The following is a 25,892-nucleotide window of genomic DNA, read 5'->3' as shown; positions in this document are numbered from 1 at the left end:
CTTTTATTCACTTTTCATTTTAAAATCAGAAAATTTCGCAGCATAACGAGCAAGCTGATCAATTTCCAAATTAACCTGATCACCGATTTTAGCTTGCCCCCATGTCGTCACTTCAAGTGTGTGTCGAATCATAAGAACATCAAAAATACAATCTTCAACACCATTCACAGTCAAAGATGTTCCATTGAGTGCAACGGACCCTTTATTGACAATAAAAGGCGCAAATTTTGTTGGAACTTTTAGGAAAAAACGAACTGCTTCTCCCTCATTTTTCTTATCAATAATCTCAGCCAAACCATCAATATGACCAGAAACCAAATGCCCACCCATTTCATCACCCAACCGAAGTGAACGCTCTAAATTAATAGGGGTTCCTTTTGTCCATTGTGCAAGATTCGTCAACCGCAATGCTTCTTCCCACGCTTCCACAGCAAACCAACTTCTATTCTCTTGCTTTTTTCCTCGTTCAGCGATTGTCAGACAAATTCCTGAACACGCAATAGAGGCACCAATTTCTAAGTTTTCCATAGCATAGCGCGTAGAAATATTTAAACGCACACCTTGTTTTAAAGGCTGCACTTCTTCAACACAACCGATATCCGTTATGATCCCTGTGAACATAGCGTTTTACGCCTCCATTTATAAAAACGGTCATCTCCAAACATTCTTGACTCAACTTCATGGAACTGCGAAAGATAATTTCCAAAGTAAGGAGCCTCGATACGATTGTCTCCTAAAATAACAGGAGCATAAAAACATATTAAATAATCTACACAGCCGGCATTTAAAAAACTTTCCCCAGTCTTTACGCCTCCCTCAAGTAAAACACTATTGATTCCACGTTGATAAAGCAGCTGTAAAATCGCAAGGGGCTGCATACAACCATCACGCATTTCTATTGGATACACAGATACACCATACTGTTCCAGCGCACTTTTTTTATCTTTTTTTACAAAGCTCGCATCACAAATAATCCATGTAGGAATTTTTATTGCCGTTTGAACAACTTTTGAATCAAGGGGAATGCATAAATCCATATCTAAAATAACCCGTATAGGAGAACGCATCTCCATCCCTGGCAAACGACAGTTCAATTGTGGATCATCCGCAAGAATAGTCCCAACACCAACAATAATAGCATTATTTTGAGCGCGTAAAATATGGGTATGTGTATGAGAAATCATTCCACTAATTTTTATACCACCCTGCCCTTTTTTCCCCACACCGTTATCTGCAGAAATTGCCATTTTAAAAGTAACAGCACAGCGTTGCAACTGCTTGATACACAAATGCGTACATAACGCCTCAAAAGCTTCTTCAGCTAAAACACCTTCAACAACTTCAATACCAGCCGCACGCAAAAGAGCAATACCCCGGCCATTAACCCGCTTATCTAAGTCAGTAAGAGCAATAACAACCCGTGAAATACCTGAATGAATCAATGCATTTACGCAAGGCAAAGTTTTACCATAATGCGAACAAGGTTCTAAAGTAACATAGGCAGTAGCTCCTCGTGCCAAGGAGCCTGCCATGCGCAGAGCCTGGACTTCAGCATGGGGTCTTCCGTGAACAGCTGTTACACCATAACCGACAATAGATGCCCCACCTCCCGCATCGTTTCGTACAATTAATGTACCAACCGAAGGGTTTTCACCAGTAAGACCAACATGACGTTCCGCTAAACGGATAGCTGCAGCCATAAACCGTTCATCTTGCACTTTTTTATTCATCAAAACAAGATTCTGTATCCGTTATACTCTTTGACAACTCATCTATAACATCGTGAAAATCGCTTGCATTACGAAAGTCCCGGTAAACAGACGCAAAACGAATGTAAGCAATATCATCAATGCTTTTCAACGCCTCCATCACAAGCTGCCCTATTTTTTCCGAAGCAATCTCAGGCTCTCCTGAACTCTCGAGCTGACGTACAATCCCAGAAATTGCTCGTTCAATATGCTCTGAATCAATACCGCGCTTACGTACAGCTATATCAACAGATCGCATCAACTTATCACGATCAAACAGCTCACAACGACCACTCTTTTTAGAAACCAGGAGCTCACGCAATTGAACACGTTCAAAAGTTGTAAAACGGCCACCGCAAACAGAACACACACGCCGACGACGAATGACCGCTCCTTCCTCAGCAGGACGCGAATCCTTCACCTGTGTATCCTCGCATTGGCAGTAAGGACAACGCATCTTTCTCAGCCTTTAACAAGTTCTAAGATAAGAGTAAAGAGGAAATCTATCTGTCATATCTTCTACCTTTTTCTTGACCATCATTTCAACAACACGATTATCCTCATCACTTTTAGACTCTTTTAAACCATCAAGAACCTCTGAAATCAGATGACCAACTTGAATAAATTCTTTTTCTGCAAAGCCACGCGTCGTTGCAGCAGGTGAGCCCAAACGAATTCCCGATGTTATCGATGGTGTTTCAGGATCAAAAGGAATACCATTTTTATTACAGGTAATATGAGCACGCCCCAAAGCCAACTCGGCACGTTTTCCCGTCAGTTTTTTGGAACGCAAATCAACCAATAATAAATGGTTGTCAGTACCACCAGAAACAAGATCAAAACCATTATCCTGCAATGTCTTCGCCAAAATTTTTGCATGAGCAATGACATTGGCATTATAGCTTTTAAAAGAAGGCTGCAAAGCTTCTTCAAATGCAACAGCTTTACCGGCAATCACATGCATTAAAGGACCACCTTGAAGTCCTGGGAAAATAGCTGAATTAATTTTTTTCGCTAAAGCTTCATCATTGGTTAATATCAAACCACCACGAGGACCGCGTAACGATTTATGCGTTGTAGTCGTTACAATATGCGCATGAGGAACAGGGGAAGGATGAACACCGCCTGCAACTAAACCAGCAATATGAGACATATCAACAAGGAAATAAGCACCAATCTCATCTGCAATTTCACGAAACCGTTTCCAATCCCAGAAACGAGGATAAGACGAACCACCAGCTATAATAAGTTTAGGTCTACATTCTTTTGCAAGTCGTTCAACCTCTTCCATATCAATTATTTGATCTTCTTGACGCACACCATAATGAACAGCATCAAACCATTTTCCGGACATATTAACAGATGCACCGTGCGTCAGATGACCACCAGCATTTAAGTCCAGTCCCATAAAGGTATCACCGGGCTTGAGTAAAGCTAAAAATACAGCCTGATTCATTTGGCTCCCAGAGTGAGGCTGTACATTGGCAAAAGCAGCTCCAAAGAGCTTCTTTGCGCGCTCAATTGCTAAATCTTCAACGACATCAACAAATTGACATCCCCCATAGTAGCGCTTTCCCGAGTAACCTTCCGCATATTTATTGGTGAGAACCGACCCCTGCGCTTCAAGAACAGCTCTTGAAACAATATTTTCTGAAGCAATCAGCTCAATTTCATGTTGTTGCCGCCCAAATTCTCCTTCAATTGCCTCAAAAATTGCAGCATCAACGGTTTGCAAATTATCATTAAAAAAGCGCTTTTGTGTATCATTTTCTTGCTGAGTCATAAAACACGTTCCTACATAAAAAATCAAAGTCATAGAACGATAACATAGCAAACCACGCAAACCAAATATTTAAAACAACTTTCACTTAAAAATGGTGCAAACATTTATCTTATTGCTTTACCATAGAAACAAAAAAAGTTTCTTCCACAAAAGGAGTGCAAAATAAGGGAAAATTTTTCTTCGCCTACGATTTATTTTTACAAACAAAACAAGTTATAAATTTTAATAAATTCAATAATTTAAATTGGGAATCGTTGAAAATAATTTATAATATGAAAAACTGAATCTGGTAGAAAGAAAACAATTTAAGGCAAAGAGAATGGCAACAAAAGTTTTTATTGATGGCGAACATGGAACAACCGGATTACAGATACAAAAACGACTAGCAAAGCGCTCAGATTTTGAATTACTCTCACTGCCTCATACCGATCGACATAATATTGCGGCCCGAAGAGATTGTCTTAACCAAACGGACATTGCTATTTTATGTCTTCCAGATGACGCCGCACGCGAAACCGTTCATTGGCTTAAAAACAATAAAAAAATTAGAATCATTGATAGTTCGACAGCTCACCGTATCGCGCCAGATTGGATCTATGGTTTTCCTGAAATGACTATGGGACAAAAAAAACGTATCCAAACAGCACAATATGTGAGCAATCCCGGATGTTATCCTACCGGTGCGATTAGTTTAATTCGACCACTCCGTGAAGCGGGGCTTATAGATGATTCTTTTCCAATATCCATTCATGCAATATCTGGTTATACTGGTGGCGGTAAACAACTGATTGACCAAATGGAAAACCAATCTCAACAAGATATTCAAGAAAATTATTTTATCTACGCTCTCCATCTTGAACACAAACATGTGCCAGAAATTAAGACCTACGGACAAATCAAACAAACACCTATTTTTGTGCCAAGCGTTGGTCGTTTTCCCCAAGGAATGATTGTCTCTCTTCCATTACATCGCTGTTTATTTACAAAATCAGCCAACTGTTCTGATCTACGTGAAATCCTTGAAAATCATTACAATGAGCAAAATATCATATCAGTCGCTTCACAAGAAGAAACGAACTCTCTCACCAAACTCAATCCAGAAGGTTTAGCCTATAAAGATGGAATGAAATTGTTTGTGTTTGGCAATGAGCGCGAAGGAATCTTTAATCTCTGCGCTCTCTTTGATAATTTGGGGAAAGGTGCATCTGCAGCAGCTGTTCAAAATCTCGATTTAATGCTTTCAAGCGGCTGAACTTTCTCTTGGATATAAGCTTTTATCCAACAACATGATAAGCTCCCTTGGTTGCACGCCAATGGGCGACCGAAAAACATAATATGATTAATGCAACAGTTTGGTGAATAAGCCCCAAACTTATAGGAACTTCATGTAACAATGTAAGAATCCCTAAAAACGCTTGAACAATTATCATCATACACATAAAAAATGCACGACGAGAATGGGTAGAGTGCGGAATATTTTTTTGCACATACAAAGCATGAATAATCGCTACAATGAACAAAAAATAAGCAAATAAACGGTGTGTAAATTGGACTGTTAAAGAATTTTCAAATAAATTAAGCCACATCGGACTGTGCTGTAACAATCCATCAGGTATCATTTGACCATCCATCAGTGGCCACGTATTATAAACTTTACCAGCATGAAGCCCCGCAACCAAAGCGCCAAAATAAACTTCAATCAAGATAAGAACAACAAACCACCCTGCAAAATGTTGAACCTTTTGACTTGCTGGCTTTTCTGAGTATTCTGTAAACCCTCGAGATAAATAGGTAACAAACACAATAACAAAACACGCTGTAATAAGGTGAAATGCCAAACGATATTGGCTTACACTTGTCAAATTACTCTGGCCAATACCTGACGCCACCATCCACCAACCAATAGCACCTTGAAATGCAATAAGAATTGGCACAATAGAAAGCCTAAGCAGCATATTTTTTTCAATACGCTTTGTCATCCAAAACCAAATGAGCCCCAATAAAGCTACAAGACCAACCAAACGTCCAAGAATACGATGTGCCCATTCCCACCAAAAAATGACCTTAAATGCACTTAATGTCATATCGCGATTAAGCAACTTATATTGTGCTATCTGTTGATACTTCGAAAATTCCTCCTGCCATTTCTCCACACCAATCGGCGGAATAACGCCATGAATCGGCTTCCATTCGGTTATCGACAACCCTGATCCTGTCAAGCGAGTAGCTCCTCCCACAAGAACAATCGCCAAACACAGCACTAAAATGCAATAAAGCCACACTCGAATTTGTTTTCGATTTCTTTTTTGCAGTGGTGTCAAAACGTTATCACTCAATCCTTTTACTGCTATCTCTCGCATCCCCCGTCTTTCTCCAATCGCAATTTGTTTTAAAGTTTATATTCCATTTTAGACATTTTCGTATGTATGACAACTTGAATATAAAACAAGTGCACCACTATAGCCACACACTATGATAGTCATGCAATTTGCATTCCTATTTTGCAAAATTTATGCTGCAACAGCACGATAAACAGTCTTTGGAAACTGACGCACCATTTGCACCATCCAATCCAACTCATGAGGAGCAATATTACAGATGTAATAATCTGTCAGTTCAGCAAACTGTTCATCCCCATACCTAGGTTTGTTTTCCATTTCTAAAATAATAAAATCATATTCTTTTTTAAACTCTTGTAATATATGCGTGATATTTTTTGTAAAATCTTGTGCAAAAAGCGCACTTGTTAATCCTTGAGGAAGAATATCAACCCCTGTATCATAATCACGATAAATAACATCCTGCAACTGAGCATTCCCCGTTAAAATATCACTCAATCCACGATGAGGACCGATCACTTTCTCTATTTGTTGCCCAGAAATATCCACCAACAGAATTGTTTTACGCTCTTTTACCAAATGAAGAGAAAGCTTTGCTGCCGTTCGCGCAGCTTCTGGTCCAATGATCGAAATAACGGTCGAAGAATGGTCTTTCAAAAAATCTGATAATCCTTCTATTGTAACAAAAGATTCAAGATTTTTTATACCCTCAGAGACTAAAACGCCCTCATCTTTAAAATGATTTTTTTCTGACAGGTCTTTTTTTGTTTCAAAACACAGATGAAACAACAACATTCCTCCCAACAGAGTCAATAAACTTGCAAACACACCAAAAATAATATTTTTTCCGTAAAGAACCATAAAAGAAATTGGAACTAACGTTGTTGGCTCAATCACATGAATCCTTGTGTTTTCTAACAACTTTTCCATTTTATTTATCTCTTTGCTTTGGGTATCCACCACTGCTCTTATTTTATTTTCTAATTCGTTAAACATTTTGTTCAAAGATTGAGACTGATTTTTTACAAAAAGCCCCATTCTTTTTTTGAGCTGTTTTTCAAATTCTGTTGCAATCATCTCATCTGAATGGAACTGATAAACAAGTTGCAAAATCTTATTATCCAACTGATGGGAAATCGCCTCCAATTCGGCAGTCATTGCCTTAATTTGAGGGTGTGTCCACCCCAATTGTGCAACCATGTGTGCTCTTTGTATTTCCAAAAGATCACGTTTGGACTCTAATGCAGAGATTGCTGAATTATTTGCAATAAATGATAAAGAGAATAAAGACTGTCCATTTTCACGCTTCATATTAATAGCTGAGTTCAAGCTCATTAAATGAATACGCTTTAAAGTTGCTTCCGTTAACTGTACAGAAAGGTCATGAAGCTCTGTTTGTTTCGCATTATGTTGAAGAAAAGAATCAAGAGAAGAATGAAACTCTTGCACAATATTGCGTATTGCGGACTTATCATATTTTTGATCAGCCTGCCACTCTGTTAACCGTAATTCCTTTTTCTGTTTTATGATTGCTTGTGAAAATGCTGTAAACCAAGTCTCTAAACCATGTTGAGCAGCCTGAACCGTTCTAGCCTCAAAAGTTAAATGAATGACATCACCCTTACGAGACAGACGGATATTTTCACGAAAATCTTCTCCATAGAAGATATCCCAAGAAGAATTTTGCACGCTCACACCATTAAAAGGGATGGGCTGTGAAAATAAAAATGCAAGAACATTGTTTTGTTTATCAGTTGGTAAAGGTTTCCCGACAGAATCAGATAATGAAAATGTTAAAGTCGCGCGGTATGCCCGTGGTTGAACAAAATAATACAACCAAACTAAAAATGCACACAATACTGCTAACAGCAAAACGACTAAAACATTTCGCGATAACAAACATATAAACAGTCTTTTATTGCACTTAAGACGCATCTTTATTTCAACCAGTAAAATACCTCGTACGTTTTATTAATAGAAAGTAGTAACTATCCTCTTAACTTTAAGTTATATTATTTTGAGAGAAGAAAAGCGTAAAAATGAAAAAAGGATATGTAAAGAAACTTCAAAAAACTTTAATTCATATTTTTTTTGATTTTCTCTAATCGCTTTTTTGCTTCAGAGGTAAGAACTGCTTTAATGGTAAGAGAACCATCATCATGTCCTTCCTTTGTTATTTCACCAGAATTTTCATAAAACCAATCAATAAGCGACATTTCATGAGGTTTTAAAAGACATTCAACATTTTGCATTTTCCCAAAAATTCGCGTTTCAATCGCTTTTAACAATTGATTCAGTCCATCACGCATGAGTGCTGAAACCATTACAGCCGGCTTTAACTGCGTTTTTGCACTTGTTTGCAAAACATTTAATGCATGCTCATCCAATATATCGGTCTTATTCCAAACTTCTATGATATGTTCTGTATCATCAATACCAAGACTTGAAAGTACCTCTAAAACATCCTTAGCATGGGCACGGTGATCAAGATCTGACATATCTCTTACATGAAGAATAAGATCAGCTTCAACCACTTCTTCAAGAGTTGCTCTAAAAGCTGCAATTAAATGTGTTGGTAAGTTGGAAATAAAACCCACAGTATCAGATAAAAGAATAGTCTTTCCATGGGGAAGAACAACCTTGCGTAAAGTGGGATCAAGTGTTGCAAAAAGCATATCCTTTTCTAAAACATTTGCACCACTTAAACGATTAAAAAGAGTTGATTTCCCTGCATTAGTATATCCAATCAAAGCAACAACAGGATGAGATGTTTTTTTCTTTTTGTTCTATGAAGAGTCCGTGTTTTAATAACCTTTTCCAATTCACGACGAATCCGCGTAATTTTTTCCTGCAACAGACGTCTGTCCGCTTCAATCTGAGTTTCACCAGGACCACCTAAAAAACCACGACCACCACGTTGCCGTTCTAAATGTGTCCAACTGCGCACAAGTCTACTCTTTTGGTAAGATAAATGCGCTAACTCAACTTGCAACCCCCCTTCTTTTGTTCGTGCGCGATCCCCAAAAATTTCTAAAATTAAAGCCGTCCTATCGATAACCTTACAATTCCATAATTTTTCTAAATTACGTTGCTGTACCGGCGTTAACAAATAATCAACAACGACCAGCTCAATAGAATATTCCCTTATATAATGCGCAAATGCATCGACCTTACCTTTTCCAAACAGAGTTGCAGAACGCAAGATCGTCATATTAACCGTTTCATAATGAACGACTTCCAGCCTTATAGCGCGCGCCAAACCTAAAGCCTCTTTCACCCAAGAAGACACTGAGCACACACTTATAGCATTTTCACTTTTGTTTTCCTGGTAAATTGGTACCAAAACAACAGTGCGCACTTGTTTTACAACCTGTGAAGAAAAGCTTAAAGATCTCTCACTTTCATTTATCATAGCAACCAAGTACTTTAATAAAACGGAAAATGACTTGCTTATTCAGAGCTTTCACCTTCAAACATCTGCACAGGTTGTCCAGGCATAATTGTAGAAATAGCATGCTTATAAACCAATTGCGCATGTCCGTCACGACGTAGAAGGACACAAAAACTATCAAACGAGGTTACAATACCCGTTAGCTTAACGCCATTTACAAGAAAAATTGTCAGAGAAATTTTCTGTTTGCGTAGCGTATTTAAAAATACATCCTGCAGGTGTTGTGATCGTTCTGCCATTATTCTTACACCTTCATTTCGAATTGCACAAAATATTCGTGCACGCATATCGACTGAAAAATATTCAATTGTCAACGTAGGAGCTTCAAATTTTAAAAAAAGACAATCTAAATGAGAAAAAATATCCCGTTAAAACAGTAAATACTACAATCTGTGAAAACCTATTACAAAATACACAACTTCTCTCTCTGCATCTTTTATGAATAACTGTGAGAAACGAGCTTTTATTTTTTCCATAAAGGACCACACACATACCATATATTTCAAACTATATGCACTTAAAATGATTCATTTTTTTAGAATCAATAACTTTTTCTAATGGTAGCATAAATTTCCAGAATTTTTATCAAAAAATATGAGAAACTTCTCAGACATAAATCCACCTACACACTACAGATTTCTTTAAAAAGACCTCTGCATAACCACCATTAAATTTCCCCTATCCTTATATAATAAGCTCAAAATTCTACCTATTTATGGAGTTGTAAACAGTATTTTTATTTTCATTAAAATTGCGTAATTTATTGTTTTTATTGTAATTTATACCATTTTCATACAAATAATAAAGAACTGTGTTAACTTTATCTTGAGAAGTTTCAAAATTTTTTCCAGAATATATTCCTTTCTAAATAATTAACAGTTAGTATGCAGAGATATCTGGAGGAGGACGTATCCCTTTTCTTTCTGTAAGAGTGTGAGGCGAGTATGGCACGCAGAACCAAGTTACAAACATTTGAAGTTGAGGTTGAAGAAGCTCTCTCAAAGGCTATGAGCTTTGATTTTGATGACGCGGCAATTGAAATAATGTCTTCCCATAATTCTGAAAATGTCATTAATGTAGATGAGTTGATTAAAAAAATTGCAATGGCAGAAGAAGAAGCTTTCACTGAAAATGGAACTTCGACTCTTATCTCAAATATTCATGATAACACTGTTATTGATGAATCTGTTGTTGAACAGCTTTTTGCCCCTAAATCTGGAGATGATCTTTCAGGAGGAACTGTTAACAATACACTGTTGTCAACACAACCTCTTCCTGCAAACGATGATACAACGACTCCTTCAAGTTTTGAATTATTAAAGCAACGTTCTACCTCCCGAATCTATTTGTGCACCACAGCGCTTAGCGCTCTATGGGCAACAGGAGGTGCTTTTATTGCCCATAAGCTAGCACCTGTTGGGCTTAACTCCTTATCAAACATCACCACCTTTGTCACATCCCCAACGGGGCTCGCTGTAGCAGCTGGAACAGCAGTCCCTATTCTCCTATCTTGGGGTGTTGCGCAATTAACAAAACGTTCAGACGAGTTGCATAATATTGCTCTTCTTATGACAAATGCCGCACAACGTCTTAATGAACCACAACATATATCTGAAAAACAAGCGGTCGCTATAGGGCAAACCATTCGCGAAGAAGTAGCAGCAATGAACAAAGGAATTGAACGTACCCTTGGACGTGCTGTTGAACTTGAAGCAATCATTCAAGGAGAGGTTCATAATCTAGAACAAGCCTATGCTGAAAATGAATCGCGCATTCATACCTTAATCAAAGAATTGAGCAATGAACGTATAGCCATCTTGAATCATGCCGATCGTGTACAATCAACAATTAAAGGAACGCAGGAACAACTGAGTGATGAATTTGGCTTGGTAACCTCAAAAATTGTCACCAATGTTGAAAAGCTTGCGCAAACTCTTTCCGAAACTTTACAAAAACAAGGAGAAGAGCTTGTTGAAAAGCTTTGCCACGCTGGTGATGGTGTAACAAATCAACTCGTTGAAAAATTTAGTGACACGACAACGCAAATCCAGCAAAAAAACACAGAGTTTTTTCACGAATTAGAGAAAAATTTTGATGGCTTCTCAAAACGTTTTGATAATAATGAAAAGCAAATAGAGAAAGTCTTTAATGAAACAGCTGCGAAAGCTGAAATGCACATCGCTAAAATTGCAACGGGCATACAAGCAACAACAGACAAAACTCTACATAGTGTTGCCGAAAAATTCAAAGCACTGGATCAAAATATTATTGATCGTAACAACCAGTCTCTACAAATTTTAGATGAAAAAATCATGCGCCTTGACGAGCAAGCCTACAAGCTTTCTTCTAAATTTGATAATGTAGCTTCAGAAGCAATTGGATCTTTTGAAAGCCGTCTGGCAAATGTTGATCTTTCTCTTAAAGAGCATAGCAACTCCATCATTGAATCTTTCATTGCTCGCAGTCAAACCCTCGAAAGTAATGCGGAAAAACTCAGCAATTTCTTAGAGGATCATATATTACGCATTAATACAAATCTCAAAGCAAGAACAGCTGATATCAGCGATATGTTTACAAACGGATATGCAACCATTCTTTCTACAATTGATACAAGCAAAGAAAAATTAAGAGAAGAGGTTCAACATATCGATAGTGCTATTATTGAGATCATACAAGAGCGTTCGCAAGACTTCAAATTAGAACTTTCTGATCAAAGAGCTCTCATGGCAGATATGCTCGATAACGAAAAAAATAAAATTGCAGATACATTACAAGATAAAATTAATGACTTAACGCAAAATACTTCAAACCTTGAAAAGATTTTGAGTGACAATTTTCAAGTTGTTGATCAGCATACTGAACATCATGTTGCAAATATAGTGCAATGCACAGAAAAACTACAAGAAATTATCACACAAAGCTGTAATACAACAAAAGATGCTTTAGAAGCACAAGCGAGAAATATTGATATCCGTGCTGATGCCTTGCGTGATTCTTTAGCTATTAACAGTTTTTCTCTTAACGAGGTTCTTGCAAATCAAGCACACACGCTCGAACAACGGATGGAAACAATCCATAATCTTATCACCAAAAGTGACATACATGTTGATGCCGCTCTAAAACAGCAAATCGACCTCGTTGAAAGTGCAATTGCGACCAATAGCAAAAATATTACAGAAACGGTTCAAAGCCATATCAAAAATCTCGAGGGACATGCTGAGATTCTAAAAAATACGCTCTCTCAATCCAACGGGACATTCTTTGAAGCCCTTGAAACACGAATGGAATCATTCGATGAGAGTTTAAAAAACCGTGCTCGCCAAGTCTTTGAACGTGCAAGCACATTAGAAGAAGCGTTTTCAGAAAAACTTGGCCAAGTCTATGAAACGATAGAAACCCAAACATCTATCCTTGAAAAACAGGCAGATTCATTACAGACATCTATCATCCTGAATAACGAAAAAAACCAAGCAATTCAGCACGCACTGGAAACAAGTGTTGGCAATATACGAATAACATTAGAAGACTCCGTTAACGCCGTTACAGACAACTTGCATAATAAAGTCATAAAAGCCTCTGATATTCTTTCTTCCACGGGTAAACAAATCATTTCATCCGTTACGAATGTTGCTGAAAAAGCAGAAAATATTCTCTCGGAATCTGGAAATCGTATTGTATCAAATGTTACACAAACAGTTTATGACACCAGTGAGAAAGTTCTTTCTGTCCTATATGAACAAACGGATCATACTGTCAAAGCTTTTACAACTGCCACGCATAATGTACAGGCGTTATTGAACGAAACAATTCACACTTCAACAACAGCAATTGAACAAGTGCTCAGCGAACGCTGTAATGTCCTTAATCACTCCATGCAGAACCTGAAAAATGATTTAGAATCTCAGCTTTCTGATGTCAGTAATCGTTTGGAAGAAGCAAACAATCAAACGGCGATTCAAATTTCAGAACATGTCGGAAAAATAACAGAATTAACAAATCATCTAAACCAAGCTGCACAAAATACAACTGAATCAATTGGTTATTTAACGCAGCATATCAGTGAGCAACTCTCCCTCTCAACACAAGATGCGGAACAAAGAATCTACGCACAAAATGCATCTTTAATGGATAACTTAACACAAACGCACTCTGAAACCATCCAAACTGTAACGGCTATGAAGGAAGATCTTGTCGACAATGTCTCATCCATCGTGACACAATTAAATCAATCGATTTACAGCTTCCACGAAAACAGTAATGTTCTGTTATCAGCAATTCAAAATATCGATGGTCAGTTTGGGGAAACTACGGATAATTTTTTCCGCAACACAGACAAAGTGACAGAACATTTATCGGCTTCAAATCAAGTACTTAATAACAATGTCGAGGTTTTGCAAAAGCTCTCGGAAAACACATTTGAACAAATTAGTCATATAACAAGCAGTTTCGGTCAACATGCCAAAACACTATCTCAGACTATTCATATTCTCGAACAGTCTGAAGATTCACTCAATGCGACACTTGAAGAAAAACATAACACTCTCTCTGTGTTGAGCAATGCTCTTGTTTCAAAGTCTAATGAAATTACTAAGCTTATTGAACATTATGAAAATGTCCTTAATTTAGCACTTGAACGCACTGATAAAAATGCGCGCAACTCCACATATTCACTCCAACAGTCACTAAATCAGCTTATTAGTGAAGCTTCAACACGTTTCTCAGGAGCAGCAGAAAATATACGTCGCTCTGCTGATGAAGTTCGTTCAGAACTTTCAAAAATTAATAATGATATTCATGAAAATGTTCAAAAGCTTCCAGAAAAAACAAAAGAAACAACGCAGACAATTCGTACTACTTTAAACGAACAAATTGCAGCATTGAAAAACCTCGTGAACATTATACAAAAAAGTGATAAAAAAGAGACAAAGGAACAGTTGATACCGGCAATATCTCATTCATCTATGCTTAAGAGAGATGCTGATATTTTCCCTGAAATTACCAAGAAAATAGTGCCACCTAAGCCTATTTTACAACAAGATGTAGGCAAAAAACGGCCAAATAAATGGGTATCAAATCTTCTAGAAAGGGCATCACGTGAAGAATCTTTGTATGATGAGATGTCTCATGAGCCTGTTTCTGCCTCGGTACAAACCAAAACACGCTCTACAAGTGAATCTCTTCATTCTTTAGCTGCAGGTATTGTAAGAGCCGTAAACCACAATGCTGTTATTGAACTGTGGGATCATTATCGCCGTGGACAAAAAAATATCGTGACAGAACGTCTTTATACTTCGAATGGAAAAACGATATTTGAAATGATTAAGAAAAAATATATGCGTGATATTGATTTTAAACATTCAGTTAATCAGTATATTACGGATTTTGAAAAGCTGTTACGTGATGTATCCCGCAATACGGGTTCTTCTCATTCAGTTCGAAAATATTTGGTATCAGATACTGGAAAAGTTTATACGATGCTCGCTCATGCGAGTGGTCGCATCGGGTGAGATAATAAGAGAAGTGAAAAAGCTATTTTTTCACTTTTTCTTTTCAAATTATTCTCATCGCTCTTCAGCCTGTAATACATTAAGTAAGAATTTCGTATTATTTATCGATAAGTGAGTGGATAGTATTGAATTTTTGTAATCTTCTAAACTCTATTTAAAATACGCAGAATCACTGACTAAACAGCTTCATAAGTGGAATAAGCATAATTCCCTTGTCCCTTCACTTCTCTTTGTAGCAATGAATAAAGACCGCATATATATAAAATGCTTACGCATCAATTTTTAGATAAATCTTGATTACCTTGGAGTATACAATATTTTTTACAGACACACACGTCCCATTTCATAAATATACAAACTCTATTTTTCGACATAATATACCTATTCTTAAATCATAAGAAGTTACTTTCACCTGCATTCAACGATAGAGAATAGAGAACTTTTAAAATTATAGAGACGATTTTATATTTGCAGATATTTATCTATGAATTCTGTGTTTATAAGATGCAAATAACATATATCCTTATGATAATAGCCCCAATGAATCAACCAACTCTCTACTTTTCTTTCTCACCAGCATTGCAAAAAAAACAACTGCTTGCTAATGTAACCGCTAGTAGTGTTTACTCACTTTTAAAATTAACTAACTTCTGCGAATTTTTGTTAAGGAGAAAAGATTGGTTGTGCTGGTTGATATGCACACAAACAAAAAGAATGATTAAACTGGTTTAATGATCTCCCCCCCCAATTTTGCTCATATTCATGCATTTTTATATTCATCACTATTTAAAACAATTAGGATCTATCAGTAGACGAAACCTTATCGCAGATGGAACACTCATATAAACGTACACGAACTTGGATACCATAAATAATGTCTACAGAGCAAAACAGCGATCGCAGTTCACAGAAAACTGAACTTGATAATGCCGCACTTTTTTATCATAAACATCCAAAACCTGGAAAATTAGAAATACAAGCAACAACGCCACTTGATAACCAGCGTGATTTAGCTCTTGCTTACTCTCCAGGTGTCGCTGCACCCTGCCTTGAAATTCATAAAGATCCAAACCTCGCGGCTCAATATACATCCCGTTCTAATTTAGTTGCAGTTATATCAAATGGAACAGCAGTCCTTGGACTGGGGAATATTGGTCCACTCGCCTCAAAACCCGTTATGGAAGGAAAAGCTGTTTTATTTAAAAAGTTTGCGGATATTGATGTTTTTGATATTGAAATTGATGCTCCTAGCATTAAGCAGATGGTAGAAACTGTCTCTTCTTTAGAACCCACATTTAGTGGAATTAATCTTGAAGATATAAAAGCACCTGAATGTTTTGAAATTGAAGAAAAACTTCGCACAAAAATGAATATTCCCGTTTTCCATGATGACCAACATGGGACGGCCATTATTGTTTGTGCAGCGGTATTAAATGCACTCAATCTTTCGGGGAAAAAAATTGAAAATGCAAAAATAGTTACCTCGGGCGCCGGTGCCGCAGCGCTGGCTTGTATCAATCTTTTGGTGCGTCTTGGAGCAAAAGTTGAAAATATCTGGCTTAGCGATCTAGAAGGCGTTGTTTATAAAGGCCGTAAAGCCCTTATGGATCGTTGGAAAGTCAATTATGCACAAGAAACCAATGCACGAACTTTATCTGAGATTATTGATAATGCAGATATTTTTCTAGGTGTTTCAGCAGGAGGTGTTTTAAAGCCTGAATATCTCAAAAAAATGGCTCCCAATCCATTAATTTTAGCACTCGCTAATCCAGTACCAGAAATCATGCCAGAAGAAGCACATTCTGTGCGACCAGATGCTATGATCTGTACAGGGCGTTCGGATTACCCAAACCAAGTCAATAATGTCCTTTGTTTTCCCTATATCTTCCGGGGTGCATTAGATGTCGGTGCGACCGCAATTAATGAAGAAATGAAAATGGCTGCAGTTCATGCTATTGCCGCTCTTGCCCGTGAAGAGACTTCAGACATTGCAGCGCGTGCATACTCAAAAGAACCACCCAGTTTTGGTCCAGACTATCTCATTCCCTCCCCCTTTGATCCGCGTTTAATACTCCGCATTGCACCTGCTGTTGCTAAAGCAGCCATGGAAACTGATGTCGCGATTCGTCCCATTGAAAATATGGAAACCTATCATGATATCCTAAACCGATTTGTCTTTCGTTCTGGATTAGCAATGAAACCTGTTTTTGCTGCCGCAAAAATAGCAAAACGTAAACGCGTTATTTATGCCAATGGTGAAGACGAACGTGTGCTTCGCGCAGCACAAATTGTGCTTGAGGAACAAACTGCAATTCCTCTCCTTATAGGTCGTCCCCATGTTGTAGAGGCAAGGTTAAAGCGCTTTGGTCTTAAAATTCGTCCCGGTCTAGATTTTGAGCTTACAAATCCAGAAAATGATCCACGTTTTCATGATTATGTGAATTTATTTCTTCGTTATACAGGACGACGCGGTGTCTCACCCGAAGTTGCAAAAACAATTGTAAGAACATCAACAACAGCAATTGCAGCACTTGCCGTGATGCGTAACGAAGCTGACGCAATGATTTGTGGTTTAGAAGGACGCTTTGAGCGTCATCTTGAATTAATTGAACAAGTGATTGGACTTGATCCAAATGTTCACCATTTTTCTGCTGTAAGCTTGCTTATTTCTTCACGCCGTATTCTTTTTTTAACAGATACTTACGTTAATGAAAATCCTTCTGCAGAAGAAATAGCAGAAATGACAGTATTGGCAGCAAAAGAAATAGAAGCATTTGGTATAACACCCAAAGCAGCATTATTATCACACTCGAATTTTGGTTCAAAAAATACGGAAAGTGCACATAAAATGCGTCGTGCAACCGAAATTCTTGCTAAATTACACCCAGATCTAGAAGCCGATGGAGAAATGCACGGTGATGCCGCACTTTCTACAGCTTTTCGTGACCGTATTTTTCCTGCTTCACGCCTCAAAGGCGAAGCAAATTTGCTCGTTTTTCCAACACTTGATGCAGCCAATATAGCACTCAATCTCGTAAAAAATCTTGCCAAAGCACTTCATGTCGGTCCTATTTTGATCGGCGCGTCACGTCCGGCACATATCCTAACACCTTCCGTAACTTCACGAGGAGTCGTTAATATGACAGCTCTTGCAGTTCTCGCTGCAAATCGAAAAAAACTCAAAGAAGAATGAAGGAAACAAGCAAAATCATAATAAATTTTCGACATTTTAAAGTTTTTTTTAAATTTTGAAGTGTGCATATCATATACTACAAATGTGTTTTCCCTATAAAAAAGGCAATGATATTCTAGGTTAAGTCTTTTTTAAAAAGGAAAAAAGGATGGGAAGAGAAGTGTATTTTGAATGAGAAGCAACTTCTATAATAACGGATCGTATATTACCCTCTACATTGGATAAAATTGGCAAATATTATCGCAGCATAATCCTAGTTGAAACGCATACAGCTGATGATTTGGGAGACGATAGTCTTGATTTTTTTGATATTGTTTTTACTCTTGATAAAGATTTTAAAATCAAAGTTCCACTAAAGAAATGGACACAAGAAGTTAATGAAGAAAGCGTTGCAACGGAAGAATATTTTGTTCTTAAAAGCTTTTGTGCAAAAATTGATGAGCTTATTGCTTTAAAACAAAGAAGGTGGTTTTTTAAGCAATATACAATCAAACTGTATTGATCATTTAAGAGTTTATAAGCTCTTTGATTGTAAGAGTTGAGCATCAAACGCGCCAACATTTTTACTTTCTGTGAATTGGACTGCTAATATCCAAGAAACACCGACCTTAGAGAAAACAAAATGTTTTATGAAATCCTTTCAGATTTTAAGAGCTCAGTTTACAATATAAGGATTGTTTTAAGAGTTCCTTATTCGCCCCAAATTTTCTGGAATATTTCAAGAACATTTTAAAATACAACACTTAAAGCTAATCCTTTGAGATGAAACTTATACAACAATAGGATTGTAATATTTACCCAATGTGTTGTACCCTATTGAGCTGGAGAGCGTCATTGTTCAAAGTTATAGAACCTGTAAAGCTTCTCTTTAAATGAAAAAAATTCAAGTGATATAGCTGCTTCCACACAAAAATTAAATGATCTTGTTAAAAATTAAGTCCGTGAATATCCTAGAAAGTAAACGTTAGGACATAAACGTTGAGATAACGGATATATTTTCCCTATTTATAAGAAGAGGCATGAATGATCGCATCAAAAGACATTAATGATCTTATCACAATTGTTACAGCATTACGGAATCGTGAAAATGGATGTGCCTGGCATATAAAACAAACTGTTGAATCTCTTATTCCCTATATGCTCGAAGAAGCATACGAAGTGATCGATTCCATTAAACGAAAAAACCAAACGGATCTTTGCGAAGAGCTCGGTGACCTTCTTTTACAAATTGTTTATCATGCTAAAATTGCACAAGAAGAAGGCAGCTTTACTTTTGAAGATATTGTTTATGCAATTACCGCAAAAATGATTCGTCGTCATCCCCATGTTTTTGGAAGTTTCGAACAAAGAAAACGTGGTTTTTCACCTGAAGAATGGGAAAAAATCAAAAAAATAGAACGAGGTGAAAAAAAGCAATGCTACAAAGAAGAGAATGTTTCAAATGATTCCACTCTAAGCATCCTTGCTAAAGTAAAAAAAATACAGCCAGCAGACCAAGAAGCACTCGCTTTACAAAAAACAGCTGCAAAAGTGGGATTTGACTGGCGTGAAAGTCATAAAATTTTTGCAAAAATTAAAGAAGAGCTCGATGAGCTCAAAGAAGCAATCAAAAATAATAAAACATCTGATATAGAAGCAGAATTTGGCGACCTGTATTTTGCTCTTCTTAATCTTTCTCGCCACTTGAATATTGATTCACAAAAAGCATTAAAAGAAACAAATACAAAGTTTCGAAACCGCTTTACCTATATTGAAAAAACTCTATCCGCCCAATCTAAAACGCTAATGGATACTTCTTTGGAAGAAATGGAAGATCTTTGGAATAAGGCTAAAAATAAGAAATAAGAGAAACATGGGATTTTACTACCCTAAAAAATCAATAATACCTCAAATCACGCAACAAAATTTCTTACAATGCTTAATGCGCTTTAATATGTTCCATTTACCGAATTTTGTAATGCAGGGCGAAGTTCTACGGATTCGCCGCATCCACATGCTGAAACTTGATTAGGATTTTTAAATACAAAACCAGAACGAAGAGCAGTCACCTCATAATCCACTTGCGTTCCTAATAAAAATAATACTGCATCACGTGCTATAAAAACACGAGCACCGTTTACTTCAACAACATCCGCACCTAATCTCTCCTTTTCTTCCTTTACAAGAGTAATACTATACTCCATGCCTGCACAGCCGCCTTTCTTGAGACTAATCAGAATACCACGCGCATCTTTCCCCTCCATAATAGCTTTAACACGATCTACTGCAGCTTCTGTCAAACTTATTACTGAAAAACGGCCCATTATTTATCCTTTTATTGCTAAACAAACATTTTAAAATGTGTTTCATTTATGATGTTTTGTTATCTGGTATATAAGAAACAAAACAACAAGAGCATAAATTGAAATGTTCTCATCTTTTCTGATCTTGATAAAAACCTTATATTAAATAAGCTTATCTTACGGTTCTGTAGTCTAAGGTCACTATTTTACTCCCCTCACAACCTTTGAAAAGGATCTTTTTATAAAAAGGCAAATTTCTTCAATTCCCTATATTTGCTACTATACTTACAAAAATAATCATCTTCCAATAAATAAATAAGAACTTTTAAAGAACTATTTTCTCCCGCATTTATGAAAGAACAGAAAAAATGAACAAAATTGCATAAAAACCTTTTCTCATATCTTTACAATTCATGAAAATCATTCAATGAAAATGTAGCATAGCAGCTATAAAATCAATAAAAAAAATAATTTAAAAAACTCAGTTATTGCTTTTGACAAATAAGAAACTATTCAAGGTGTAAAGCTTCGCTTTCACTCTCGCAAATCCTTTTTTAAACGATTAAGAACATTTTAGATTTCATGTTGTTGATCTTCTTACTTGTGTCAAGAAAACCATTTATTTTTCTCTTGCCTTTAAAGAGACAGTCGTTTAGTCATTCCATAAATGTCGGAGCGTAGCGCAGCCTGGTAGCGCACTTGACTGGGGGTCAAGGGGTCGTGGGTTCAAATCCCGCCGCTCCGACCATTTTAAAAACATCACAGGAAAATACCAAATGCATTGTAATATGCACCCAGTATTGTACTCAATGATGTTTGAGATCAAGCCTTGTAACTGTTTATTTTCCTTCACAAATTTTAAAGCTTTTCTTCATCTTATCATCAAGAGGCACTTTTTGCCCATTCTTGCAATTTTAGATAACAAAACGCAACTGTGAAACATTTAACCTCCTAGTAAAAATAGATACAAAAACAAAAAGTTAACACCCGTTCCTAATGAATCTCCCCCTTTATCACTGTGCACAAAACCTACTGTCAAACAAGAATGAAATATATGCAAAATTTTACAGAAATTCATTTTTAAAGGATTTTCAAGGAAAAAACTTTTAAAATTTTCCTTCATATCTCCCTTGCAACATATATTTCCTTTTCATTTTCGATAATTTTTGCAGTTTTTTGTACCCAAATTTTATATGCAAAAACAGTGGATTTAATCCCAAAAACAGAAAAAAAGAATTATCACTCTTCGTATAAAATGACAATGCAGCTACTTGTTTAAATAAAATTGTGATTCCATCAGCAGGTATGAGATTTTAAAAAATCTCACACTCTATTCCCTTAATTTACAACGATATACAAAGAAAATAACTGTCATAAATGAAAAAGAGAGATAATTTTATTCAAAAATCGTTTCTTTTGAAAAAAATAACAAAACGCGAGACCTAGGCCTCGCGTCACTTGGCTATCTTAAAAAGTTGATAATCATCCAGTTTTTTCAGCTTCTAAGTCTGCTTTATGTACATGATGACCGTTATCATTTTCTGTTGTAGATGACGATGTCTGCACAGCTATCTTCCGTGGTTTTAGTTCAGCTGGCATTTCTCTTTCAAGCTGAATATGAAGAAGACCATCACTCAGTTCTGCTCCGATAACTTTTACATGATCAGCTAAATGAAAACGTCGCTCAAAAGCACGCGATGCAATACCTCGATAAAGGAACTCTCGTTGTTCATCATCATTTTCAGGTGTCCGCTCACCTTTAACGATAAGCTGATTGAAATGCGTTTCGATATCGATTTCATCTTGAGAAAAACCAGCAACAGCCATAGAGATTCTATAAGAATCTTCCGTTAAACGCTCAATATTATAGGGTGGATAAGAAGAAACCTCCTCAGGTTGTGTTCTAGAATCAAACCAGTTAAAAAGATGATCAAACCCCACTGTTGAACGATAAAATGGTGAAAAGTCTACTTGACGCATAAAACTGCCCTCCTTTAGAGCGACTATAGTTAATTGACTCACAAAGTTCCCAAATGGCAAACCTAACCGGTGAACCAGCGGCCCCAGAGTGGCGACCACATTATTTATGTGGTAATCGTTCTTTTGTATTTCAACGCTTTTATGTGCAAATTTATAAAAACATATAAAAACGATGTAACCGTTTCTTAATGCTTCTTTATCATTACATAAATGTCAGGCCTTCTATATTCATCCAGAGTACACGATAAAGGATATCAATTGGAAACACCTCTTTACCCTATAAATTGGGGTTCCTTTCTTCCCAATATCTGTCATAGCACCCTTAAAACAGCCATTGATCGTGAAATTCATTTTGCGATAGCATATCCTGAAAGAGAAAAATCTAAAGGAACCGTTGTTATTCTCGAAAGCTATGCAAATGCTTTAGAAGAATATTTTTTACCTATGACTGAAATTGCTAAACGAGGCTTTTGTACCGCAATATTCGATTGGTTTGGCCAAGAAAAATCACAAGACAAAACAAAAAAACAATACCGACATCGTTTCTTTGACATTAACAATGATATAAATGATTTAAACGAATTTCTTAAACAAGCTGTTTACCCTGACTGTCCACCACCTTACTATATATTAGCCTATGGCATGGGCAGCTTAATAGCACTGAGCGGACTGGATCTCATAAACGATCAATTTAATAGAATGCTCTGCGTTTCTCCTCTCTTTGCTCCATTAGGCAATAAAACGAATAGTTTTCAACATAAATTAACACAACTTCTTTCTGATATAGGACTTGGTTTCATACCAGCCAAAGGTGGAAAAAAACTCCAACAAACAAAGCAAAAAAATATGCAATCGCGGTGTGCTGATAAAGCACCTTCATTCTCTATCACTCCTCCGACATCTCGATGGATGGCATCAGTACTCAATACAATTGATAGTGTAAAAAAAAACATCCTTCATGGGCATTTAAAAGTTCCAACATTGTTTGTTCTCGCTAATCAAAACAATATTGCAAATAACATTGAAGTACGACAATTATGTCAACATACACGTTTAACAGACAGCATTACTATTACAGGCGCTGAACTTGATACGATTATGTATGAAGAAGATTACAAAAAACAATTTTGGACTGCATTTGATGCATTTATTCCCGGTGATAGGTCCATAAAATAATATCTTTTAACCAAATCAAAGTTTTAAAAACAAGTCTTCAATTGTTCAATTGCTACTCTATAACTCGGTTATGATATATGAAGTAACTAAGATAATTTGAATATGTAAAAAACAGAAAGACATGATTTAAAGAGGAATAAAACGCAAAACGCTAATATTTTAATAAGACAAGTCAAAACCCAATACCTCTCTTCAAGTCTACATCATAAAAAAACATCAGAAAATGGAGAAGAGCAAAAATTTAAAAACTCTCTCCATTTAAGACTCATACAGCTATTTTTCAGGACAGTATTAAGAAACTGCTCGAATGTGCCTTGCAAAAAAGAAAAATCCCCCATTTAAAGAACTTAAAACCTTTTCCCCATAGAAAAATATCTATTTCATTTTGCTTCTGCATAATCCAATGAGCGGAGCGCTATGATGGTTAAAGTACAGCAGCTGTAATTTATGAAATTATCTCTTATGAGAATTCTTTTATGACTCTTTAATAAAAAACTGAGCGCATTTCAAAACAGAAAAACACATACAATTCATACTTTGTAAAATCTCTTATGATAAAGAGAAGGAGTTTTCACAAAACTTTGTGTATACTCCTGAAAATTTAAATTAATCCTAAACATTGATTAATTATTCACAATATAATCTCTTTGCAACAAAACTAAAATTTAAAAATTCTATAAATGAAATATCAATTTATAAATAATAACAATAATTAACAAAATAATATTAATACAACACACTCTATTGTTCTTAATAAGATAATAAATATACATTCATTATATATCATTATAAAATATTATTTTCAGATTAGGTCATAGAAAATAACAATTTACCCATTGAAAGGAAGTAAAATATTCTTAAAATAAACCTATTAGATTTAGAATGTGTATTTATAAAAATAGCTAAGAAATAAACAGCTCCAAAAACACTTCCCTGCACTATAATTTCTCAAAAATGAAACAAATCATATAATGTTCCCCCCATTTTTTCATATAAATACTTTCTAAAGAAAACGTTCCCATCAACCACTCGTATGGAGTTCTATTCAGAAATGAAGAAAATTTAAAAAGAAAAACGAGCTATAATGAATGGCATTTTAAATATGCATAGACGCTTTTTTAATTTCACATACATTTCGAATTTAACTAACTGACAACTAATATTCTTTATGATTGCTCTATATTTTCAAAAACTTGTAAAAATTAACCATTTTGCCATACATTTCAATTACGAACGTTTTATTATCTTTTTTATAAATACTCTATATTGTATAATTAATGCGGCAAAAAACTCTGACGAATAAAACCATTGGAACATAATCATGAAACGAATCCTGCTCGCAGAAGATGATAACGATATGCGTCGCTTCCTAGCAAAAGCTTTAGAACGTGCAGGCTACGAAGTCGCCGATTTCGATAATGGTGCTAGTGCATATGAACGTTTACAAGAAGAGCCATTTTCTCTTCTACTAACTGATATTGTGATGCCAGAAATGGATGGTATCGAACTGGCACGGCGCGCTACTGAAATTGATCCTGATTTACGAGTCATGTTTATTACAGGTTTTGCAGCAGTCGCACTCAATTCAAATAGTGAGACCCCTCCTGATGCAAAAGTCCTTTCTAAACCATTTCATTTACGTGAACTCGTTAATGAAGTTGAAAAAATACTTATAGCTGCCTAAAAAATATTTTTCTAAATTATTTATGACTGATTAAAAAGAAAATGAAATTAGGCATTGACCTTTATAATTCTATGTGTTGTATGCAACTCATTGAGTGGGCGTGTAGCTCAGCGGGAGAGCACTACGTTGACATCGTAGGGGTCACAGGTTCAATCCCTGTCACGCCCACCATATGCTTTTATATTTCTGTTAAGTTTTTGCTTCTCCATATGTTTTTTGAAGTGAGGGGTGCCTAGGTAAATTTGAGGGAATAGGATTCTAAATACGATACTCCATAACCACATTTTGGCTACTCGTTTTAAAGGAAAAGAATCATACCTCCTAGCTCTTGGCTAACAACCTTTAAGTGCAAAATAACATTCTCTAACGCATCAAGCATGCGCGATAGATCAATAACAAATAGCAAAACCGCAAAGGCTAGCCACCTCATAAATCGAGACATCACCTTTACAACTTGATACGTATTAATCATCTCATGAAGGAGTTCTTGCTCTTTGTCTGTGAGCTCTTTCTCTTGATTATTTTGTTTTCTCGCCATTGGCTAACACATATTACATAAAAATACAATAAATTCAATATATTATGTGTATTTATTTTATATGAATCCTCTTTAGAATCCACACTTTTATACGTGATTCAATTGACCCTTTTTTATCAACAATTGCTATTTATAAACAAAACGTGAAAAGCAAATCATGATGTCAATATTATAACGCATGTGAGCATTCAAAAGCAGTAATCGTTCATAA

At 36.2% G+C, this 25,892-nt stretch carries 17 protein-coding genes, 2 tRNA genes and 1 pseudogene; 9 read left to right on the top strand and 11 right to left on the bottom strand.

Going from position 1 to position 25,892, the window contains the following annotated elements; genetic code table 11:
• Window positions 1–3 precede the first annotated feature (3 nt).
• The 4 genes from BN67_RS02670 to glyA are packed head-to-tail and all read right to left on the bottom strand — an operon-like array spanning window position 4 to window position 3,531.
• A complete protein-coding gene (locus BN67_RS02670; RefSeq protein WP_019222605.1) occupies window positions 4–621 on the bottom strand; it encodes a riboflavin synthase in 618 nt (205 codons plus the stop codon).
• On the bottom strand, window positions 603–1,730 hold the full coding sequence (gene ribD / locus BN67_RS02665) for a bifunctional diaminohydroxyphosphoribosylaminopyrimidine deaminase/5-amino-6-(5-phosphoribosylamino)uracil reductase RibD (RefSeq protein ID WP_019222604.1): 1,128 nt from the start codon (window positions 1,728–1,730) through the stop codon (window positions 603–605). The genes BN67_RS02670 and ribD overlap by 19 nt, the downstream gene beginning before the upstream one ends.
• Window positions 1,723–2,205: a transcriptional regulator NrdR gene (gene nrdR / locus BN67_RS02660; RefSeq protein WP_019222603.1), complete on the bottom strand. Its 483-nt coding sequence runs from the start codon at window positions 2,203–2,205 to the stop codon at window positions 1,723–1,725. The genes ribD and nrdR overlap by 8 nt, the downstream gene beginning before the upstream one ends.
• Before the next feature lie 12 nt (window positions 2,206–2,217).
• The gene (gene glyA, locus BN67_RS02655; RefSeq protein ID WP_019222602.1) at window positions 2,218–3,531 is read right to left on the bottom strand and encodes a serine hydroxymethyltransferase; all 1,314 of its coding nucleotides are present in this window, start codon (window positions 3,529–3,531) and stop codon (window positions 2,218–2,220) included.
• Window positions 3,532–3,850: 319 nt separating this feature from the next.
• On the opposite strand from glyA, the gene argC reads away from it, so the two are divergent.
• A complete protein-coding gene (argC, locus tag BN67_RS02650; protein ID WP_019222601.1) occupies window positions 3,851–4,783 on the top strand; it encodes an N-acetyl-gamma-glutamyl-phosphate reductase in 933 nt (310 codons plus the stop codon).
• A gap of 22 nt (window positions 4,784–4,805) precedes the next feature.
• Here the strand turns inward: argC and BN67_RS02645 are convergent, their stop codons facing one another.
• The 4 genes and pseudogenes from BN67_RS02645 to hfq form a co-directional block, all read right to left on the bottom strand.
• A complete protein-coding gene (locus BN67_RS02645) occupies window positions 4,806–5,891 on the bottom strand; it encodes a COX15/CtaA family protein (protein WP_019222600.1) in 1,086 nt (361 codons plus the stop codon).
• A 150-nt stretch (window positions 5,892–6,041) separates the two neighbouring features.
• On the bottom strand, window positions 6,042–7,805 hold the full coding sequence (locus BN67_RS02640) for a membrane protein (protein WP_026088126.1): 1,764 nt from the start codon (window positions 7,803–7,805) through the stop codon (window positions 6,042–6,044).
• Window positions 7,806–7,945: 140 nt separating this feature from the next.
• Window positions 7,946–9,282 (bottom strand): annotated as a pseudogene (gene hflX, locus BN67_RS12520) (GTPase HflX).
• A gap of 38 nt (window positions 9,283–9,320) precedes the next feature.
• Window positions 9,321–9,560 carry an RNA chaperone Hfq gene (gene hfq, locus BN67_RS02630; RefSeq protein WP_019222598.1) on the bottom strand — a complete coding sequence of 80 codons (240 nt, stop codon included), beginning with the start codon at window positions 9,558–9,560 and terminating at the stop codon, window positions 9,321–9,323.
• A gap of 705 nt (window positions 9,561–10,265) precedes the next feature.
• On the opposite strand from hfq, the gene BN67_RS02625 reads away from it, so the two are divergent.
• From BN67_RS02625 to mazG, 4 genes are all read left to right on the top strand, one after another.
• Window positions 10,266–14,828, top strand: a complete 4,563-nt coding sequence (locus tag BN67_RS02625) for a rhoptry family protein (RefSeq protein WP_019222597.1) — start codon at window positions 10,266–10,268, stop codon at window positions 14,826–14,828.
• 874 nt (window positions 14,829–15,702) lie between these two features.
• Window positions 15,703–18,021 (top strand): NADP-dependent malic enzyme, encoded by a 2,319-nt coding sequence (locus BN67_RS02620; protein ID WP_019222596.1) that lies wholly within the window; start codon window positions 15,703–15,705, stop codon window positions 18,019–18,021.
• 217 nt (window positions 18,022–18,238) lie between these two features.
• Entirely contained in the window at window positions 18,239–18,523 is a 285-nt protein-coding gene (locus tag BN67_RS11385; RefSeq protein WP_019222595.1) for an acyl carrier protein, read from the top strand.
• A 521-nt stretch (window positions 18,524–19,044) separates the two neighbouring features.
• Window positions 19,045–19,866, top strand: coding sequence for a nucleoside triphosphate pyrophosphohydrolase (gene mazG / locus BN67_RS02610; RefSeq protein WP_019222594.1), 822 nt, complete (start codon window positions 19,045–19,047; stop codon window positions 19,864–19,866).
• A gap of 83 nt (window positions 19,867–19,949) precedes the next feature.
• Here mazG and BN67_RS02605 read toward each other — a convergent pair whose 3' ends face one another.
• Window positions 19,950–20,324, bottom strand: coding sequence for an iron-sulfur cluster assembly accessory protein (locus BN67_RS02605; RefSeq protein ID WP_019222593.1), 375 nt, complete (start codon window positions 20,322–20,324; stop codon window positions 19,950–19,952).
• A 650-nt stretch (window positions 20,325–20,974) separates the two neighbouring features.
• On the opposite strand from BN67_RS02605, the gene BN67_RS02600 reads away from it, so the two are divergent.
• Window positions 20,975–21,051: transfer RNA gene (locus BN67_RS02600), tRNA-Pro, on the top strand.
• A 734-nt stretch (window positions 21,052–21,785) separates the two neighbouring features.
• On the opposite strand, the gene BN67_RS02590 is transcribed toward BN67_RS02600, so the two are convergent.
• Window positions 21,786–22,283, bottom strand: coding sequence for an Hsp20 family protein (locus tag BN67_RS02590; protein ID WP_019222591.1), 498 nt, complete (start codon window positions 22,281–22,283; stop codon window positions 21,786–21,788).
• 258 nt (window positions 22,284–22,541) lie between these two features.
• On the opposite strand from BN67_RS02590, the gene BN67_RS02585 reads away from it, so the two are divergent.
• From BN67_RS02585 to BN67_RS02565, 3 genes are all read left to right on the top strand, one after another.
• A complete protein-coding gene (locus BN67_RS02585) occupies window positions 22,542–23,459 on the top strand; it encodes a serine aminopeptidase domain-containing protein (RefSeq protein ID WP_019222590.1) in 918 nt (305 codons plus the stop codon).
• Between the two features lie 1,321 nt (window positions 23,460–24,780).
• Window positions 24,781–25,143 (top strand): cell cycle two-component system response regulator CpdR, encoded by a 363-nt coding sequence (gene cpdR, locus BN67_RS02570; RefSeq protein ID WP_019222589.1) that lies wholly within the window; start codon window positions 24,781–24,783, stop codon window positions 25,141–25,143.
• 96 nt (window positions 25,144–25,239) lie between these two features.
• A tRNA-Val gene (locus tag BN67_RS02565) sits at window positions 25,240–25,314 on the top strand.
• 127 nt (window positions 25,315–25,441) lie between these two features.
• Here the strand turns inward: BN67_RS02565 and BN67_RS02560 are convergent.
• Window positions 25,442–25,681 carry a hypothetical protein gene (locus tag BN67_RS02560; protein ID WP_019222588.1) on the bottom strand — a complete coding sequence of 80 codons (240 nt, stop codon included), beginning with the start codon at window positions 25,679–25,681 and terminating at the stop codon, window positions 25,442–25,444.
• Window positions 25,682–25,892: the final 211 nt, after the last annotated feature.

It is taken from the genome of Bartonella rattaustraliani AUST/NH4, assembly GCF_000312565.1.
Lineage (GTDB): Bacteria > Pseudomonadota > Alphaproteobacteria > Rhizobiales > Rhizobiaceae > Bartonella > Bartonella rattaustraliani.
Note: the sequence above shows the minus strand (reverse complement) of the source record. Positions and strands in the feature narration are given on the sequence as shown.

Excerpts from the sequence above, each read along its gene's own strand:
- BN67_RS02670 (WP_019222605.1), bottom strand. The coding sequence starts at position 621 with ATGTTCACAGGGATCATAACGGATATCGGTTGTGTTGAAGAAGTGCAG.
- ribD (WP_019222604.1), bottom strand. The coding sequence starts at position 1,730 with ATGAATAAAAAAGTGCAAGATGAACGGTTTATGGCTGCAGCTATCCGT.
- nrdR (WP_019222603.1), bottom strand. The coding sequence starts at position 2,205 with ATGCGTTGTCCTTACTGCCAATGCGAGGATACACAGGTGAAGGATTCG.
- glyA (WP_019222602.1), bottom strand. The coding sequence starts at position 3,531 with ATGACTCAGCAAGAAAATGATACACAAAAGCGCTTTTTTAATGATAAT.
- argC (WP_019222601.1), top strand. The coding sequence starts at position 3,851 with ATGGCAACAAAAGTTTTTATTGATGGCGAACATGGAACAACCGGATTA.
- BN67_RS02645 (WP_019222600.1), bottom strand. The coding sequence starts at position 5,891 with ATGCGAGAGATAGCAGTAAAAGGATTGAGTGATAACGTTTTGACACCA.
- BN67_RS02640 (WP_026088126.1), bottom strand. The coding sequence starts at position 7,805 with ATGCGTCTTAAGTGCAATAAAAGACTGTTTATATGTTTGTTATCGCGA.
- hfq (WP_019222598.1), bottom strand. The coding sequence starts at position 9,560 with ATGGCAGAACGATCACAACACCTGCAGGATGTATTTTTAAATACGCTA.
- BN67_RS02625 (WP_019222597.1), top strand. The coding sequence starts at position 10,266 with ATGGCACGCAGAACCAAGTTACAAACATTTGAAGTTGAGGTTGAAGAA.
- BN67_RS02620 (WP_019222596.1), top strand. The coding sequence starts at position 15,703 with ATGTCTACAGAGCAAAACAGCGATCGCAGTTCACAGAAAACTGAACTT.
- mazG (WP_019222594.1), top strand. The coding sequence starts at position 19,045 with ATGATCGCATCAAAAGACATTAATGATCTTATCACAATTGTTACAGCA.
- BN67_RS02605 (WP_019222593.1), bottom strand. The coding sequence starts at position 20,324 with ATGGGCCGTTTTTCAGTAATAAGTTTGACAGAAGCTGCAGTAGATCGT.
- BN67_RS02590 (WP_019222591.1), bottom strand. The coding sequence starts at position 22,283 with ATGCGTCAAGTAGACTTTTCACCATTTTATCGTTCAACAGTGGGGTTT.
- cpdR (WP_019222589.1), top strand. The coding sequence starts at position 24,781 with ATGAAACGAATCCTGCTCGCAGAAGATGATAACGATATGCGTCGCTTC.
- BN67_RS02560 (WP_019222588.1), bottom strand. The coding sequence starts at position 25,681 with ATGGCGAGAAAACAAAATAATCAAGAGAAAGAGCTCACAGACAAAGAG.